This is a genomic window from Streptomyces sp. IBSBF 3136 (genome assembly GCF_036815105.1).
GTDB lineage: Bacteria > Actinomycetota > Actinomycetes > Streptomycetales > Streptomycetaceae > Streptomyces.
The window spans coordinates 1-16,350 of the sequence record NZ_JAJSZC010000180.1 but is presented as its reverse complement, the minus strand read 5'-3'; the positions used below and the strand labels follow the sequence as shown (position 1 = coordinate 16,350).

Sequence of the window (16,350 nt, the reverse complement as noted above, 5' to 3'; positions counted from 1 at the left end):
CCCCCCCACCCCCCCCCCCCCCGCCCCCCCCCCCCCCCCCCCCCCCCCCCCCCCCGCCCTCGATGAACGCTGCCGACGCCCTTGTCGTACTAGTGCTCGCTACTCAGTTGTCGTCCTCGTCGATCAGGAACCCGCGCATCGGCGACGGTGCCTGACCCATCGGGGACGGACCCTGCGGACGGACCGGAGCCATGGGCTGGGTCATCGCGGGGGTCATCTGCTGCTGGCCGCCGTAGGACGGGGCCGACGGCGCGGACGGACCGCCCATCCCCTGGTTGCCGCCGTAGGACGGGGCGCTCGCGCCGGCCGGAGCCATGGAGGGCGCCGGGGACGGCGGCAGGGACGCGGTGGCCGGAGTACGCGGCGGCGCCAGGGAGTCGTCGGCCTGGGTCTCCAGCTGACGCAGCTGGGACTCGAGGTACGACTTCAGACGCGTGCGGTACTCGCGCTCGAAGCCGCGCAGGTCCTCGACCTTGCGCTCCAGCGTGGCGCGGGCGGACTCCAGGGAGCCCATCGCGACGCGGTGCTTCTCCTGCGCGTCCCGCTCCAGGGCGTCGGCCTTGGCACGGGCGTCGCGCTCCAGACCCTCGGCGCGGCTGCGGGCCTCGCCGACGATCTTGTTGGCCTCGGAGCGGGCCTCGGCGATCGCCTGGTCGGCGGTCTGCTGGGCCAGCGAGAGGACTCGGGCGGCGCTGTCGCCACCGGGACCCTGACCGGGGCCGCCCATCGGACCGCCCATGGGGCCGCCCATCTGCTGCTGCATGGGCGACTGACCGCCCATGGGGCCCTGGCCCATCGGACCCTGACCCATCGGGCCCTGACCCATCGGGCCCTGACCCATCGGGCCCTGACCCATCGGACCCTGACCCATCGGACCCTGACCCATCGGACCCTGGCCCTGGTGGCCGCCCTGGCCGCTGGGGCCGGCAGGCAGCTGCGGCGCACCGCTCGGCAGCTGGGGCGGGCCACCCATGGGGCCACCCATCTGCTGCTGCGGCGGGCCCGATATGCCGGCGGGCACCGGCGCGCCGGGACCTCGCATGCCCTGCTGCTGAGGATGCTGCTGGTCCTGCTCCGGGGGCTTGCGCATGTTCTGCTGGTTCTGGGCAGCAGCGCGCGTGGCCGCGGCCAGTTTGGCCCGCAGGTCCTCGTTCTCACGGAGCAGACGGGTCAGCTCGGCTTCGACCTCGTCGAGGAAGGCATCGACCTCGTCCTCGTCATAGCCTTCTCGGAGGCGGACGGTCGTGAACTGCTTGTTCCGCACGTCCTCGGGGGTCAACGGCATCTCTTCACCTCAACGTAGTCATCGGCAGTCGGCAAGACCGTATCGTCCATCCTCATCACACGAATCTCTGTGCGACGGAGATGAGGATCCAGACGATGATCATCAGTACGAAGAAGGACAGGTCGAGCGCCACGCCCCCGAGACGCAGCGGCGGGATGAACCGCCGCAGAAGCTTCAGCGGTGGATCGGTGACAGTGTAGGTGGCCTCCAGGATGACCACCATCGCCTTGCCGGGTTGCCACGAGCGGGCGAACTGGAAGACGTAGTCCATGACCAGCCGGAAGATCAGCACGACGAGGAACACCATCAGCGCGATGTAGATCACCTGCGCGAACACGCTCATGGCCTGACTTTCCCTCTCCCCTGTTCCGTGCCTTGATCCGGTGGTGCGTCTCAGCTCTGGTTGAAGAACCCGCCCTCTGCGATGCGGGCCTTGTCCTCCGCCGTGACATCGACGTTAGCAGGCGACAACAGGAACACCTTCTGCGTCACCCGCTCGATGCTGCCGTGAAGACCAAACACCAAACCGGCCGCAAAGTCGACAAGTCGCTTGGCGTCTGTGTCATCCATCTCAGTGAGATTCATGATCACCGGGGTGCCCTCACGGAAGTGTTCCCCGATGGTACGGGCTTCGTTGTAGGTCCGGGGATGGAGCGTGGTGATCCGGTACGGCTCTCGTTCGGACACGACCTTGGGCATGATCACCGGCGCGTTCTTCTCCAGGGACTGACGTTCTTGTGTGATGGATGCCACGGGCGCGATGCGCGCCGGACGGCTGGATTCCGCGGCGAGCGCCGTCGATCGGGCCACCGGCTCACGTTGCGCGGGCGGTTGCACGATTCGCACCTCTTCGTCCCTTTGGGACTGATGCGCGCCATGCGACTGGTGTGACGGTTCGTGCCGTCGGTGCTCCCGCTCGGGCTCCGGGTCCAGCTCGGGCTCGAAGTCGTCGTCGGGGTCGAATCCACGGCCGTCGTACCCATCGTCCTCCACGAGGCCGAGGTAGACCGCCATCTTGCGCATCGCGCCGGCCATGCTCTGAGTCCTCCGCTCTGTGGTGGATCGGCTGACGACTGCCAAGTGCCCGCGATCCACGGGGTCGTTGTGCCTGCCTTGGCGGGCATTGACCATATTTTCTGCTGTGGTCCGACTTCTTGGCGACGTTACCCGAGCCTGGGTCGGACTCCGAGTACCGCGGTGCCGACGCGCACATGTGTCGCTCCGGCCGCCACGGCCTGTTCGAGGTCCGCACTCATCCCTGCCGACACCATGGTTGCAGCCGGATGGGCCCGGCGCAGGTCGGTCGACAAATCCATGAGCCGCCCGAACGCCGCCTGTTCGCGTCCCGCGTATTCCCCGGTGAGCGGAGCGACGGTCATCAGACCGTCCAGCCGCAGTCCGGGAGCGTCGGCCACGAGCCGGGCCAACTCCTCGATCCCGGCGGGCGCGACGCCTCCGCGCTCGCCCCGCTCGCGCTCGCCCGCGTCGAGCGCGACCTGGACGAGACAGCCCACCTCGCGCCCGGTCCGCACCGCCTCCTTCGACAGCGCCGTCACCAGCCGGGCGCGATCGATGGACTGCACCACATCGGCATAACCCACCACGGAACGGACTTTGTTGGTCTGCAACTGACCGACAAAGTGCCACTTCAGGGGAAGATCCGCACACGCGGCGGCCTTCGGGGCGGCGTCCTGGTCCCGGTTCTCGGCGACGTGACGCACGCCGAGCTCCGACAGGATCCGCACATCGCTCGCCGGGTAGGTCTTGGTGACCACGATCAGGGTCACCTCGTCCCGCTCGCGCCCGGCCGCCGCACAGGCGGCGGCGATGCGCTGCTCCACTTTCGCCAGGTTCGCGGCGAGTTCGGTCTTACGTTCCGTCATGCCCGATCAGTCCAGCCAGACATAGCCGGCGAGCCGCCCGGTGGTGCGGTCGCGCCGGTAGGAGAAGTGGTCGCCCGACTCCAGGGTGCACACCGGAGACTGCGCCCGGTCGTCCACCCCGAGCCGTTCGAGCTGGGCGTGCACGCCGGCGCCCACGTCGACCGCCGGTGTGCCCCAACTCGTCACGGCGTGCGCGGCCGGCTCGACGGCGGCCACCTCGGCACGCATCGCCTCCGGCACCTCGTAGCACCGGCCGCACACGGCGGGGCCGGTGCGGGCGACGATCCGGCCCGGCTCGGCGCCGAGTTCGGCCATGGCCCGTACGACGGCGGGGACGACGCCCTTGATCATGCCGGGCCGCCCGGCGTGTGCGGCGGCCACCACACCGGCGACCGGGTCGGCCAGCAGGACCGGTACGCAGTCGGCGGTGAGGACCGCGAGGGCGAGCTCCCGGCGGGTGGTGACGAGGGCGTCGACCTCGGGGACGGGCCGCGCGCCCCAGGGCGCGTCCACGACGGCCACGTCGGCGCCGTGCACCTGGTTCATCCAGACGACGAGACCGGGGTCGAGCCCCAGTGTCTTCGCCGCCAGTTCCCGGTTCGCGCGCACCGATCCGGAATCGTCGCCGACCGCTCCGCCGAGGTTGAGCTCGTCATACGGAGCGGCGCTCACCCCGCCCCACCGGTCGGTGAAGGCGAAGTGCGCGCCGCTCACGCTCTCGCGCCGTCCTATCACTTCAGGAAGTCCGGCACGTCCAGCTCCTCGGCCGCGCTGTCCGAGTAGGTCCGCGGCGACGGCGGGACCGGCGGGGCCACCGGGATCTCGGCGACCGGCTCGGGCGCCGGCTCCGGCTCCTCCTTCGGCGTCACGCTGCCGAGCGAGCCGAAGGACGGGCGGCTCTCCGGCTGCCGTGCCGGAGCGGGCTCCTCGCGGCGGGCCGGGGCCGGCGAGGAGGAGGCCGAGCCGAGGACGTTGTCCCGGCGGGCCGGCGGCTGGCCGCCGTCGAATCCGGCCGCGATCACGGTGACCCGGACCTCGTCGCCGAGGGCGTCGTCGATGACGGCGCCGAAGATGATGTTGGCCTCGGGGTGGGCCGCCTCGCTGACCAGCTGGGCCGCCTCGTTGATCTCGAACAGGCCGAGGTCCGAACCGCCGGAGATGGAGAGCAGCACGCCCCGGGCGCCGTCGATGGACGCCTCCAGCAGCGGCGAGGAGATCGCCATCTCGGCGGCGGCCACCGCGCGGTCGTCGCCGCGGGCCGAGCCGATGCCCATCAGGGCGGAACCCGCCTCGGACATGACCGACTTCACGTCGGCGAAGTCGAGGTTGATCAGGCCGGGGGTGGTGATGAGGTCGGTGATGCCCTGGACACCGGAGAGCAGGACCTGGTCGGCGGACTTGAAGGCGTCCAGGACCGAGACCTGGCGGTCCGAGATGGACAGCAGCCGGTCGTTCGGGATGACGATGAGGGTGTCCACCTCCTCGCGCAGCTCGGCGATGCCGTCCTCGGCCTGGTTCGCGCGGCGCCGTCCCTCGAAGGTGAACGGGCGCGTGACCACGCCGATGGTGAGGGCGCCCAGCGAGCGCGCGATGTTGGCCACGACCGGCGCCCCGCCGGTGCCGGTGCCGCCGCCCTCACCGGCCGTCACGAAGACCATGTCGGCCCCCTTGAGGACCTCCTCGATCTCCTCGCGGTGATCCTCGGCGGCCTTGCGGCCGACGGCCGGGTTGGCTCCGGCGCCGAGTCCGCGGGTGAGTTCACGGCCGACGTCGAGCTTCACGTCGGCGTCGCTCATCAACAGCGCCTGTGCGTCGGTGTTGATGGCGATGAACTCGACGCCCTTGAGACCGACCTCGATCATCCGGTTGATGGCATTGACACCACCGCCGCCGACACCGATGACCTTGATGACTGCGAGGTAGTTCTGCGGTGCTGCCACGTCGAAGGCCTCTCGCCTCGAATTACGTTGTCGTCGCCGGGCGGTTTCCCGCACCGGGACGACGGATGCCGAATGGGACGGTCCGAACGCCGACCCGAACCCTAACCTTGAAGTTTAGGGTTACCAGTGTGTCTGTTCCCTGGAGTCTTCTGAACAGGACACTAAGTCGACAAGTGGCGCCCGTTCAACGAACACGCCGAACCTCCCGTTTTTCTTTTCACCCTATGTGATCAGCCATAGCGGTGCCCAACCAGGGTGCTGGCCTGCGCTGATGTGCGTCAACTCCCCGATGACGCAGGGGCGGTGGGCACGCTGACATCGAAGTGCCGTGCGCCGGGAGCTGCTTTCATGAGTGCTGTGAGGGCCCGTGCCTTGGCTCGGCCCCCCTCGCCGCTGCCCCACGCGACCGAGCGTCCGTCGCCCAACTCCAGCGAGATGTCGTCGTAGGAACGGACTTGAACGGTCCGGGTCTGCCGCGCCACCGCGGCCGGCAGGTCGCCGCCGACCCGCACCGCCTCGCGCACCAGCCGGTCGGTGCCGAAGCGCCGGAAGCTCGCGGCGCCGGAACCGGCACGGGAGGCGGTCAGTTCCAGGACCGGAACGCCTTTCGGCGCCTGCGAAACCGTGGCGAACCGGACACCGTCGTCGTCGACTTCCACAAACGTCCCGGCTTTCCGGACAAGGAGCACCGGGGTGCGTTCGGTGACTTTCAGGCCGATTCCGTGGGGCCAGGAACGGACGACGTCAACGGTGTCGATCCGGGGCAGTTTCCGGCGGAGCCGGGCCTCGACGGCCGCCGTGTCGACGGAGACCAGCGGTGCCCCGACCGGCACGGAGGCGGCCTCGCGCACATCGGCGGGGGTCAGCATCCGGGTGCCGGAGACCGAGACGTGCTCCAGGCGCAGCCACGAGGAGCCGTACAGCAACCAGGCGCAGCCGCCCACGAGGAGCACCAGTGCGGCGGCCAGGACGACGAGGGCGCGGAGGCGGCGTGTGCCGGACCGCCGCGTGGGCGGCGGGCCGGACGACTCCTGCTGGCGGTCACCGCGCTCGGCGGTCGTCGGTCCGGCCACGCTCACAGCCCTTTCGTCATACGGTCCTAACGGCGTGAGGCGATCGCCTCGTACACCATGCCGACGAGCAGCTCGTCGGCGTCCCGGCGGCCGAACTCACCGGCGGCGCGGGACATCTCGTACAGCCGGTGCGGGTCGGCGAGCACGGGCAGAACGGTCTGCTGCACCCATTCCGGGGTGAGTTCCGCGTCGTCGACCAGGAGTCCACCGCCGGCCTTGACCACCGGCTGGGCGTTCAGCCGCTGTTCGCCGTTGCCGATGGGCAGCGGGACGTAGGCGGCCGGGAGACCGACGGCGGAGAGTTCGGCGACGGTCATCGCGCCCGCGCGGCAGAGCATCATGTCGGCCGCGGCGTACGCGAGGTCCATCCGGTCCAGGTAACTTACCGGGATGTATGGGGGCATTCCCGGCATCTGCTGCACCTGCGGCAGTTCGTTCTTCGGGCCGACCGCGTGCAGGATCTGGATGCCGGCCTGCTGGAGCCACGGGGCGACCTGCTGGACGACCTCGTTGAGGCGCCGGGCGCCCTGCGAGCCGCCCGAGACGAGCAGCGTGGGCAGGTTGGGGTCGAGGCCGAAGCGGGCGCGGGCCTCGGGGCGGACGGCGGCGCGGTCCAGGGTGGCGATGGAGCGGCGCAGCGGGATGCCGATGTAGCGGGCGTCGCGCAGCTTGCTGTCCGGGGTGGAGACGGCGACCCGGGCCGCGTACCGCGAGCCGATCTTGTTGGCCAGGCCGGGGCGGGCGTTGGCCTCGTGGATCACGATGGGCACGCCCAGGCGCTTGGCGGCCAGGTAGCCGGGCAGGGCGACGTAGCCGCCGAAGCCGACCACGCAGTCCGCCTTGGTGCGCTCCAGGATCTGCTCGGCCGCCTTGATGGTCCCGCGCAGCCGGCCCGGGACGGTGATCAGCTCGGGCGTGGGCTTGCGGGGCAGCGGCACGGCGGGGATCAGCGCCAGCTCGTAGCCGCGCTCCGGGACGAGTCGGGTCTCAAGTCCGCGTTCCGTGCCGAGGGCCGTGATGCCCACGGTCGGGTCCTGCCTGCGCAGGGCGTCCGCGAGGGCGAGCGCGGGCTCGATGTGGCCGGCGGTCCCCCCACCAGCGAGTACGACATGCACCGAAATTCACCGCTCTCCGGACGTACGCGCCACCGAGGCACGCCGTCGCATCGTGTTCCATCTCCGAGGCCCCCGATCCATCCTGGCGCCTCCAGCCCGCTTTCTACCAAAGCGAGGTTGCCTCATCGCAAGCGCCGCCCGCGCAGCGGGCTCGTCGCGTGCGAAGGCGATCAGCAGCCCGATGGCGAACATGGTCGGCAGCAGGGCGGACCCTCCGTAGGAGAACAGCGGGAGGGGGACGCCGGCGATCGGCAGCAGGCCGAGCACCGCACCGATGTTGATCACCGCCTGAGCGGTGATCCACGTGGTCACGCCTCCCGCGGCGTACCTCACGAAGGGGTCCTCCGTGCATCCGGCCACGCGGATACCCGCATAGCCTAGAGCCGCGAACAGGGCGAGTACCGACAGCGTCCCCGCGAGGCCCAGTTCCTCACCGGTGACGGCGAAGATGAAGTCTGTGTGGGCTTCGGGTAGTTGGCCCCATTTTTCCACACTCGCGCCGAGGCCGGATCCGAAGAGTCCGCCGGAGGCGAGGGCGTAGATGCCGTGCACGGCCTGCCAGCAGTCGGCCACCCCGGCCTTGGGCTCGGTGGCGCCGATGCAGGCCAGCCGGGCCATGCGGTTGGGGCTGGTCTTGATGAGGACCCCGCCGATCAGAGCGGCGATGGTCAGCACCCCGGCGAACAGCCGGGTGGGCGCCCCGGCGAGCCAGAGCAGGCCGAACAGGATCGCCGTGAGGATGATCGCGGTGCCCATGTCGCCGCCGAGCATGATCAGGCCCAGCAGCAGGAAGGCGACCGGGACCAGTGGCACCAGCATGTGCTTCCACTGGGTCAGCAGCTTCCGCTCCTGCTTGCGGGCGATCAGGTCGGCGCCCCACAGGACGAGGGCGAGCTTGCCGAACTCGCTGGGCTGGATCTGGAAGGAGCCGCCGAGGGAGATCCAGTTCTGGTTGCCGTTGATCGACATCCCTATCCCGGGCACCTGCACCAGGGCCATCATGAAGACGGCGCCGGCCAGGATCGGGTAGGCGAGCGCACGGTGCAGTTTCACCGGCATGCGGGAGGCCGCGAACAGCAGTGCGCCGCCGATGAGCGCGGCCAGGGCCTGTTTGCGGAAGAAGTACGACCCGGGGAGCGAGAGCTGGAGCGCGGTGATCTGGGAGGCCGAGTAGACCATCACCAGGCCCAGCACGGTGATCAGCAGGCTGCCGCCGAGGATCAGGTAGTAGGCGGTCAGCGGGCGGTCCCAGGCCTTGCGCGCCCGCGTGTAGAGCCGCAGCACGGGGTTCTCGCGCGTGGGCCGGGCGGCGGCGGGACGGCGGGGCGCCCGCTGTACGGGCGGTCGGCCGGTACGGCTACCGGGCATCAGCGCCTCCAGTGAACGTCGACCGTCCCACGCGTCCCTCCCAAGATCCGCCCGGCAGGCGGCCGGGTCAGGCGCCGAGTTCGCGGACCGCCTCCGCGAACGCGTCACCGCGCTCGTTGTAGTTGGTGAACATGTCCATGGAGGCACAGGCCGGGGCCAGCAGCACCGTGTCACCGGGCTGTGCGAGCCGCTTCGCTTCCGTCACCGCCTGGAGCATCGCCCCAGTGTCGGTCCGTTCGAGGTCCACGACGGGTACTTCCGGGGCGTGTCGCGCGAGGGCCTCGCGGATCAGGGCTCGATCGGCGCCGATCAGGACGGCACCGCGCAGCCGCTTCGCCGACCTGGCGACCAGTTCGTCGAAGGTCGCGCCCTTCGCCAGACCACCAGCAATCCATACAATCGGCTCATATGACGCCAACGAGGCTTCTGCGGCATGGGTGTTGGTGGCCTTGGAGTCGTCGACGTAGGCCACGCCGTCGATGTCCGCGACGTGCGCGATGCGGTGCGCGTCGGGACGGAAGGCGCGCAGACCGTCGCGGACGGCCGCGGCGGGCACCCCGAAGGCGCGCGCGAGGGCTGCGGCGGCAAGGGCGTTGGCGATGTTGTGCGGGGCCGGCGGCTCGACGTCGGAGACCTCGGCCAGCTCCTGCGCGTTCTTGTACCGGTTCTCCACGAAGGCCCGGTCGACCAGGATGCCGTCCACGACGCCGAGTTGGGACGGGCCGGGGGCGCCGAGGGTGAACCCGACGGCCCGGCAGCCCTCCTCGACGTCGGCCTCGCGCACCAGGTCCTCGGTGCGCGGGTCGGCCGTGTTGTAGACGCAGGCGACCTGGTTGCCCTCGTAGATGCGGCCCTTGTCGGCCGCGTAGGCCTCCATGGAGCCGTGCCAGTCGAGGTGGTCCGGGGCGAGGTTCAGCACGGCCGCCGAGTGGGCGCGCAGGGAGGGCGCCCAGTGCAGCTGGTAGCTGGACAGCTCCACGGCGAGCACGTCGTACGGCTCCTCGCCGAGGACCGCGTCCAGCAGCGAGACGCCGATGTTGCCGACGGCGGCCGTGCGCAGCCCGGCGGCCCGCAGGATCGAGGCCAGCATCTGCACGGTGGTGGTCTTGCCGTTGGTGCCGGTCACGGCGAGCCAGGGGGCCGCGTCGGGCCCGCGCAGGCGCCAGGCCAGTTCCACGTCGCCCCAGACGGGCACGCCCGCCTCCCCGGCCGCCAGGAAGAGCGGCTTGTCGGGCTTCCAGCCCGGGGCGGTGACGATCAGCTCGGTGCCCTCGGGCAGGGTCGCGCCGTCGCCCAGGCGCACGGTGACACCGAGCGCCTCCAGTTCGGCCGCCTGCTCACGCGCGCGTGCGTCGTCGCCGTCGTTGACGACCGTGACGATCGCGCCGCGCGCGTGCAGCACCCTGGCCGCCGGGACGCCGGAGACTCCGAGTCCGGCGACGGTGACGTGCTTGCCCTGGAACTCCGAAAGCCCTGTGGGCACCGAGGAGGTCACTTGTCCGCTGCCCATCCCGCGTAGAAGAGGCCGAGTCCGACGATCACGCAGATCCCCTGGATGATCCAGAAGCGGACCACCACCAGGACTTCGGACCAGCCCTTGAGTTCGAAGTGGTGCTGGAGCGGTGCCATCCGGAAGACGCGTTTCCCGGTGAGCCGGAACGAGCCGACCTGGATGACGACCGACATGGTGATGAGGACGAACAGGCCGCCCATGATGGCCACCAGCAGCTCCGTGCGGGAGAGGATGGCCAGGCCCGTGAGCACACCGCCGAGGGCGAGCGAACCCGTGTCCCCCATGAAGATCTTGGCGGGCGAGGTGTTCCACCACAGGAAGCCCAGGCAGGCGCCCATCAGCGCGGAGGCGACGACCGCGAGGTCCAGCGGGTCGCGCACCTCGTAGCAGGCGTTCGGGTTCGTCAGGGTCTGCGCGTTGGCGCACGACTCCTGGAACTGCCAGACGCCGATGAACGTGTAGGCGCCGAAGACGAGGACGGAGGCACCGGTCGCCAGACCGTCGAGACCGTCCGTCAGGTTCACGCCGTTCGACATCGCCAGGATCATGAACAGCGCCCAGACCACGAACAGCACCGGGCCGATCGACCAGCCGAAGTCGGTGATGAACGACAGCTTGGTGGACGCCGGGGTGTTGCCGCGGGAGTCGGAGAACATCAGCGACAGCACGGCGAAGCCGATGCCGACGATGAGCTGGCCGGCCATCTTCGCCTTGGCCCGCAGACCCAGCGACCGCCGCTTGACGATCTTGATGTAGTCGTCCAGGAAGCCGACCAGGCCCATGCCGAACATCAGGCCGAGGACCAGCAGACCCGAGTAGGTCGGGGCGTAGCCGGTGATGAGCTTGCTGAGGAAGTACGCCGCGATCGTCGCCAGGATGAAGGCGATGCCGCCCATGGTCGGCGTACCGCGCTTGCTGGCGTGCTCACGCGGGCCGTCGTCCCGGATGTACTGGCCGTAGCCCTTGCGGGCGAGGAGCTTGATCAGCAGCGGGGTGCCGACCAGCGTCAGGAAGAGGCCGATGACTCCCGAGAACAGGATCTGCTTCATCATCGGGCATCGACCCCGCCCTCGACGAGCGCCTGGGCGACGCCCTCGAGCCCCACCGAACGGGAGGCCTTCACGAGTACGACGTCCCCCGGGCGCAACTCGCTGCGCAACAGGTCGACCGCCGCCTGTGCGTCGGACACGTGCACCGACTCCTCACCCCACGAACCCTCGTTATATGCGCCCAGTTGCAGCCAGGAGGCCTCAATCCCCCCGACCGCGACGAGCTTGCTGACGTTGAGCCGGACGGCGAGCCGTCCGACGGCGTCGTGCTCGGCGAGCGCCTCGTCCCCCAACTCGGCCATCTTGCCGAGCACCGCCCACGTGCGGCGCCCCTTGCCCATGGCCGCGAGCGCCCTGAGGGCGGCCCGCATGGACTCGGGGTTGGCGTTGTAGGCGTCGTTGACGATGGTCACGCCGTCCGGGCGCTCGGTGACCTCCATCCGCCAGCGGGAGAGGGAGCCCGCCTCGGAGAGCGCGAGGGCGATCTCTTCCGCGGACATGCCCAGCTCATGGGCGACGGCGGCCGCGGCGAGCGCGTTCGACACGTGGTGCTCACCGTACAGGCGCATGGTCACATCGCTTGCACCGGAGGGTGTGTGAAGCCTGAAGGCGGGCTGTCCGCTGTCCGTGAGTCGTACGTTCTCGGCGCGTACGTCCGCTTCGGCCGACTCTCCGAAAAGGACCACCTTCGCCTTGGTACGGGAGGCCATGGCGCGCACCAGCGGGTCGTCGGCGTTGAGGATCGCGGCGCCGCCGTCGGTCGCCGCGGGGAGCGCCTCGACGAGTTCGCCCTTGGCCTGGGCGATCTGCTCGCGGCCGCCGAACTCGCCGATGTGGGCGCTGCCTACGTTGAGCACCAGGCCGATCCGCGGCGGGGTCAGCTCGGCGAGGTAGCGGATGTGGCCGATACCCCGGGCGCCCATCTCCAGGACCAGGAACCGGGTTTCCGCGGTCGCGGACAGGGCGGTCAGCGGCAGCCCGATCTCGTTGTTGAGCGAGCCGGGCGTGAACACGGTCGGCGCCTTGCGCCGGAGCACCTGGGCGATGAGGTCCTTGGTGCTGGTCTTGCCCGCCGAGCCGGTCAGGGCGACGAGGGTCGCGCCGAGCCGTCGTACGACATGGCGGGCGAGGGCGCCGAGGGCGGTCTGGACGTCCTCGACCACGATCGCGGGCACGCCGACGGGCCGGGACGCCAGCACGGCGGCCGCACCGGCCTTGACGACCTCCTGCGCGTAGTCGTGGCCGTCGGCGCGCTCGCCGACGAAGGCCACGAAGAGGCTGCCTTCGCGGACCTCCCGGGAGTCCCGGACGACCGGTCCCGTGACCTGGACGGACGGATCCGGTATGTCGTGCGTCTGCCCGCCGACGACTTCGGCGATCTCGGCGAGGGAGAGGGCGATCACAAGTTCATCCCTGGGTCTTCTGGATAGCTTCGCGAAGTACCTGGCGGTCGTCGAAGGGACGGATCACGCCGGCGATGTCCTGGCCCTGCTCGTGGCCCTTGCCCGCGACCAGCACGGTGTCGCCGGCCTGGGCGCGGCCCACGGCGGCGGCGATCGCGGCGGCCCGGTCCTCGAACAGGAGCACCTCGCCACGCTCGTGGGCCGGCACGGAGGCCGCGCCCTGGAGCATGGTCGCGAGGATCGCCAGGGGGTCCTCGGAGCGGGGGTTGTCGGAGGTCAGTACGGCCGTGTCGGACAGCCGGGCCGCGGCGGCGCCCATCGGGGCGCGCTTGGTCCGGTCACGGTCGCCGCCGCAGCCGAGGACCACGTGCAGCCGGCCCTTGGTGACCTTGCGCAGCGCCTTGAGCACCGACTCGACCGCGTCGGTCTTGTGGGCGTAGTCGACGACGGCGAGGTAGGGCTGACCGGCGTCCACGCGCTCCAGGCGGCCGGGGACGCCCGGCACGGCGGCGATGCCGTCGGCGGCGGTCTGCGGGTCGAGACCGGCCACGGCGAGGGCGACGATCGCCGCGAGGGTGTTCGCCACGTTGAAGGGACCGGCGATCGGCGACCTGGCGTGGACGCGCCGGCCTTCGGGGCCGAGCACGGTGAACGTCGAGTCCATGGGACCGACCTGGACGTCCTCGGCGCGCCAGTCGGCGTCGGGGTGGCCCTCGGCGGAGAAGGTGACCACCGGGACGGTAGCCTCCGCGGCGAGCCGGCGGCCGTACTCGTCGTCGGTGTTGACCACGCCGAGTCTGCTGCGTTCCGGGGTGAAGAGCTGCGCCTTGGCCCGGAAGTAGTCCTCCATGTCGGAGTGGAACTCCATGTGTTCCGGGCTGAGGTTGGTGAAGACGGCGATGTCGAAGACACAGCCGTCGACCCGGCCGAGGACCAGCGCGTGGCTGGAGACCTCCATGGCGACCGCGTCCACACCGCGTTCGCGCATGACCGCGAACAGGGCCTGCAGGTCGGTGGCTTCGGGGGTGGTGCGCTCGGACTTGATGCGCTCCTCGCCGATGCGCATCTCGACGGTCCCGATGAGACCGGTGCTGCGCGTGGTGCGCAGACCGCCCTCGACCAGGTAGGCGGTGGTGGTCTTGCCCGAGGTGCCGGTGATGCCGATCTGGAGCAGGTCCCGGCCGGGACGGCCGTAGATCGTGGCCGCCAGTTCGCCCATCCGTGCGCGCGGGTCGTCCACCACCAGGACCGGCAGTCCGGTCGCGGCGGCGCGCTCGGCGCCGGTCGGGTCGGTGAGCACGGCGACCGCGCCGAGGCCGGCGGCCTGGGTGACGAAGTCGGCGCCGTGCAGGCGGGCGCCCGGGAGGGCGGCGTACAGGTCGCCGGGGCGGACGGCGCGCGAGTCGTGGGTGATCCCCGTGATCTCGGCGGCGGCGGCCGGAGCGGCGGCACCCAGCTGATCGGCCAGTTCCGCGAGAGGTGTGGCGGAGACCTGGACCGGACGCGGCGGTCCCGGATATGTCACGGAAGCGCCCTTCTGGGTGGTTTGGGACTGATCAGCGTGTGGCACGGCGGTGAGCGTACCGGGCGCACCCGCTCCGGAGCGAAGTGAGGGGCCAGGGGTGCCCTGGTTCCCGGGGTTCGGGCTGTTCGTCGTCACGAGTGGGTTCCTGGTGGTCGTTCGCGTGTGCTGATCAGGGCTTGTAGTCGACGGGCAGGCTGGCGGGCCTCGCCCCGGTCGGCGGGACCTGGAGGGTCTTCAGGGCGAACTCCATCACCTGCTTGTAGATCGGGCCGCAGATCTGGCCGCCGTAGTAGCTGCCCGACGTGGCGTTCTGGATCGCGCAGTAGACGGTGATCCGCGGGTTGTCCGCGGGTGCGAATCCGGCGAAGGACGAGGTGTAGCCGTGGTAGCGGCCGGTGGCCGGATCCACGCGGTTGGCCGTACCGGTCTTGCCAGCGACCCGGTACCCGGGGATACGGGCCTTGATGCCGGTCCCCTGCTCGTCGTCCACGACGGACTCCAGCATCTGGGCGAGGGTCTTCGCCGTCTTCGCGCTGACCACACGGGTCTTCTTGGGCTGCGGGACGGGTGCGAAGCGTCCGTCGGCGCCCTTGGTCCCGCGTACCAGGGTCGGCTCGACGCGGACACCGCCGTTGGCGATCGTCGAGTACACGGAGGCGGCCTGCATTGCGCTGAGCGAGAAGCCCTGGCCGAAAGGAATCGTGTACTGCTGCGACGTGGACCACTTCGCGGCGGGCGCGAGGATGCCCCTGGTCTCGCCGGGGAAGCCGAGCCCGGTGGCGCCGCCGATGCCGAACTTGCGCAGGTACGAGTAGAGGACCTTGTTGGCCTCCGGCTGGGTCCGGCCGAGCTGGCCGGTGGCGAGGATGGTGCCGATGTTGCTGGACTTGGCGAGCACGCCGTTGAGGGTGAGGTACCAGGTGCCGTGGTCGACGTCGTCCTGGAAGAGCCGGTCGCCGCGGTGCAGCCGGTTCGGCACGACGACGTGGGTGAGCGGTGTGGCCGCGTTCCGTTCGAGCACGGCCGCCATCGACATCACCTTGGCGGTGGAGCCGGGCTCGAAGGCGTCCTGGACGGCTGCGTTGCCCATGGCCTCCCCGTCGGCCTTCGACAGGTCGTTGGGGTCGAAACCGGGTGAGTTGGCCATGGCCAGGATCTCGCCGGTGCGGGTGTCCTGGACGATGACGTAGCCGCGGTCCGCCCTGGACTTCTTCACCTGCTCGGTGATGGCGTTCTGGGCGGCCCACTGGATGTCGCGGTCGATGGTGAGTTCGACGTCGGAGCCCGGTACCGCGGGGATCTCCGTCGAGCCGGCCGTGGGCACCTCGCGCCCGCCCGACTGGGCGTAGCGGAGCTGGCCGTCCTTGCCCGACAGCCGCTTGTCCAGCTCCTGTTCGATGCCGCCGCCGCCCCGGCCGTCGGCGTTGACCCAGCCCAGTATCCCGGCGGCGAGGTCGCCGTTGGGGTACACGCGCTGGCTGCTCGGGTCGGCGAAGACGCCGGCGAGCACGTTGACCGTGCTCTTGTCGGTCTCGGCCTTCTTGGTGAGCGCGGCCTTCAGGTCCCTGATCTGCTTCCAGACCTGCGGCGTCCGGCGGGTGGCGAGCCGGGTGTAGCGCGACAGCTTGTTCGCGGGCCTGAGCTTCCTGGCGATCGCCGCCTGGTCCTGGCCAAGGATCGGCGCGAGCAGCGCCGCGGCCTGCTCCGGTCCGTTGCCGATCTTCAGCTGCTTGGCGGTGAACATCGTCGGGTCGGCCGTGATGTCGTAGGCGTCCTCGCTGATGGCGAGGGCCACGCCGTTGCGGTCGGTGATGCCGCCGCGCTCGGCGGCCAGGGTGTGCACGACATAGCGGTTCTGCACGGCCTTGGCGGCGTACGCGGCGGCGTCGACGGCCTGGACCTGGAGCAGCCGTACGACGAAGGCGAGCATCACCAGGGTGAGCCCGAGGCCGACCATGCGCAGCCGGGGCCGCGGGCTGCCGAGCCGGAGGACCGGTGCGGGCGGGGGCCGGTACGCGCTGGGCCGGCGGGCCGGTCGGGCGCCGGGGCCGGGCTGGCGCCGGACGGCGCCCCTCGGACGGGGCGGCTTCGCGGGGCCGGGCACGCGGCGGCGCGGCGGTTCCCTGTCGGACACTTCCGTCACCTGCCGGGGGTCGGGGTGGGTGCGGGTGAGCGGGCTCTGACCAGGGCGCGGGC

The 16,350-nt window shown here is 70.8% G+C and carries 14 protein-coding genes; all 14 read right to left on the bottom strand.

Annotated features, from left to right (window positions below; translation table 11 throughout):
* Nucleotides 1–103 precede the first annotated feature (103 nt).
* Nucleotides 104–1,285 carry a DivIVA domain-containing protein gene (locus tag V7E45_RS29965; protein ID WP_333777334.1) on the bottom strand — a complete coding sequence of 394 codons (1,182 nt, stop codon included), beginning with the start codon at nucleotides 1,283–1,285 and terminating at the stop codon, nucleotides 104–106.
* A 55-nt stretch (nucleotides 1,286–1,340) separates the two neighbouring features.
* Nucleotides 1,341–1,628, bottom strand: coding sequence for a YggT family protein (locus V7E45_RS29960; RefSeq protein ID WP_020939476.1), 288 nt, complete (start codon nucleotides 1,626–1,628; stop codon nucleotides 1,341–1,343).
* 50 nt (nucleotides 1,629–1,678) lie between these two features.
* Complete coding sequence (locus V7E45_RS29955; RefSeq protein ID WP_333777333.1) at nucleotides 1,679–2,320, bottom strand: cell division protein SepF; 642 nt, start codon at nucleotides 2,318–2,320, stop codon at nucleotides 1,679–1,681.
* A gap of 128 nt (nucleotides 2,321–2,448) precedes the next feature.
* Nucleotides 2,449–3,168, bottom strand: coding sequence for a YggS family pyridoxal phosphate-dependent enzyme (locus V7E45_RS29950; protein ID WP_333777332.1), 720 nt, complete (start codon nucleotides 3,166–3,168; stop codon nucleotides 2,449–2,451).
* A gap of 6 nt (nucleotides 3,169–3,174) precedes the next feature.
* On the bottom strand, nucleotides 3,175–3,903 hold the full coding sequence (gene pgeF, locus V7E45_RS29945) for a peptidoglycan editing factor PgeF (RefSeq protein ID WP_333777331.1): 729 nt from the start codon (nucleotides 3,901–3,903) through the stop codon (nucleotides 3,175–3,177).
* Nucleotides 3,900–5,108: a cell division protein FtsZ gene (ftsZ, locus tag V7E45_RS29940; RefSeq protein ID WP_333777330.1), complete on the bottom strand. Its 1,209-nt coding sequence runs from the start codon at nucleotides 5,106–5,108 to the stop codon at nucleotides 3,900–3,902. Before ftsZ ends, pgeF begins: the two co-directional genes overlap by 4 nt.
* A gap of 278 nt (nucleotides 5,109–5,386) precedes the next feature.
* Nucleotides 5,387–6,181 (bottom strand): cell division protein FtsQ/DivIB, encoded by a 795-nt coding sequence (locus V7E45_RS29935; protein WP_333777329.1) that lies wholly within the window; start codon nucleotides 6,179–6,181, stop codon nucleotides 5,387–5,389.
* A 26-nt stretch (nucleotides 6,182–6,207) separates the two neighbouring features.
* Complete coding sequence (gene murG / locus V7E45_RS29930) at nucleotides 6,208–7,296, bottom strand: undecaprenyldiphospho-muramoylpentapeptide beta-N-acetylglucosaminyltransferase (RefSeq protein WP_020939482.1); 1,089 nt, start codon at nucleotides 7,294–7,296, stop codon at nucleotides 6,208–6,210.
* Between the two features lie 6 nt (nucleotides 7,297–7,302).
* Nucleotides 7,303–8,664 (bottom strand): putative lipid II flippase FtsW, encoded by a 1,362-nt coding sequence (gene ftsW / locus V7E45_RS29925; RefSeq protein WP_333777328.1) that lies wholly within the window; start codon nucleotides 8,662–8,664, stop codon nucleotides 7,303–7,305.
* A 67-nt stretch (nucleotides 8,665–8,731) separates the two neighbouring features.
* On the bottom strand, nucleotides 8,732–10,174 hold the full coding sequence (gene murD / locus V7E45_RS29920; protein WP_333777327.1) for a UDP-N-acetylmuramoyl-L-alanine--D-glutamate ligase: 1,443 nt from the start codon (nucleotides 10,172–10,174) through the stop codon (nucleotides 8,732–8,734).
* Nucleotides 10,156–11,226 carry a phospho-N-acetylmuramoyl-pentapeptide-transferase gene (mraY, locus tag V7E45_RS29915; protein ID WP_333777336.1) on the bottom strand — a complete coding sequence of 357 codons (1,071 nt, stop codon included), beginning with the start codon at nucleotides 11,224–11,226 and terminating at the stop codon, nucleotides 10,156–10,158. Before mraY ends, murD begins: the two co-directional genes overlap by 19 nt.
* Entirely contained in the window at nucleotides 11,226–12,629 is a 1,404-nt protein-coding gene (locus V7E45_RS29910) for a UDP-N-acetylmuramoyl-tripeptide--D-alanyl-D-alanine ligase (protein ID WP_333777326.1), read from the bottom strand. Before V7E45_RS29910 ends, mraY begins: the two co-directional genes overlap by 1 nt.
* Before the next feature lie 4 nt (nucleotides 12,630–12,633).
* Nucleotides 12,634–14,154 (bottom strand): UDP-N-acetylmuramoyl-L-alanyl-D-glutamate--2,6-diaminopimelate ligase, encoded by a 1,521-nt coding sequence (locus V7E45_RS29905; protein ID WP_333777325.1) that lies wholly within the window; start codon nucleotides 14,152–14,154, stop codon nucleotides 12,634–12,636.
* A 169-nt stretch (nucleotides 14,155–14,323) separates the two neighbouring features.
* Nucleotides 14,324–16,288, bottom strand: coding sequence for a peptidoglycan D,D-transpeptidase FtsI family protein (locus V7E45_RS29900; RefSeq protein WP_333777335.1), 1,965 nt, complete (start codon nucleotides 16,286–16,288; stop codon nucleotides 14,324–14,326).
* Nucleotides 16,289–16,350: the final 62 nt, after the last annotated feature.

What these genes read in the sequence shown, in the direction of transcription:
- V7E45_RS29965 (WP_333777334.1), bottom strand. Translation starts at nt 1,285, where the DNA reads ATGCCGTTGACCCCCGAGGACGTGCGGAACAAGCAGTTCACGACCGTC.
- V7E45_RS29960 (WP_020939476.1), bottom strand. Translation starts at nt 1,628, where the DNA reads ATGAGCGTGTTCGCGCAGGTGATCTACATCGCGCTGATGGTGTTCCTC.
- V7E45_RS29955 (WP_333777333.1), bottom strand. Translation starts at nt 2,320, where the DNA reads ATGGCCGGCGCGATGCGCAAGATGGCGGTCTACCTCGGCCTCGTGGAG.
- V7E45_RS29950 (WP_333777332.1), bottom strand. Translation starts at nt 3,168, where the DNA reads ATGACGGAACGTAAGACCGAACTCGCCGCGAACCTGGCGAAAGTGGAG.
- ftsW (WP_333777328.1), bottom strand. Translation starts at nt 8,664, where the DNA reads ATGCCCGGTAGCCGTACCGGCCGACCGCCCGTACAGCGGGCGCCCCGC.
- murD (WP_333777327.1), bottom strand. Translation starts at nt 10,174, where the DNA reads ATGGGCAGCGGACAAGTGACCTCCTCGGTGCCCACAGGGCTTTCGGAG.
- mraY (WP_333777336.1), bottom strand. Translation starts at nt 11,226, where the DNA reads ATGAAGCAGATCCTGTTCTCGGGAGTCATCGGCCTCTTCCTGACGCTG.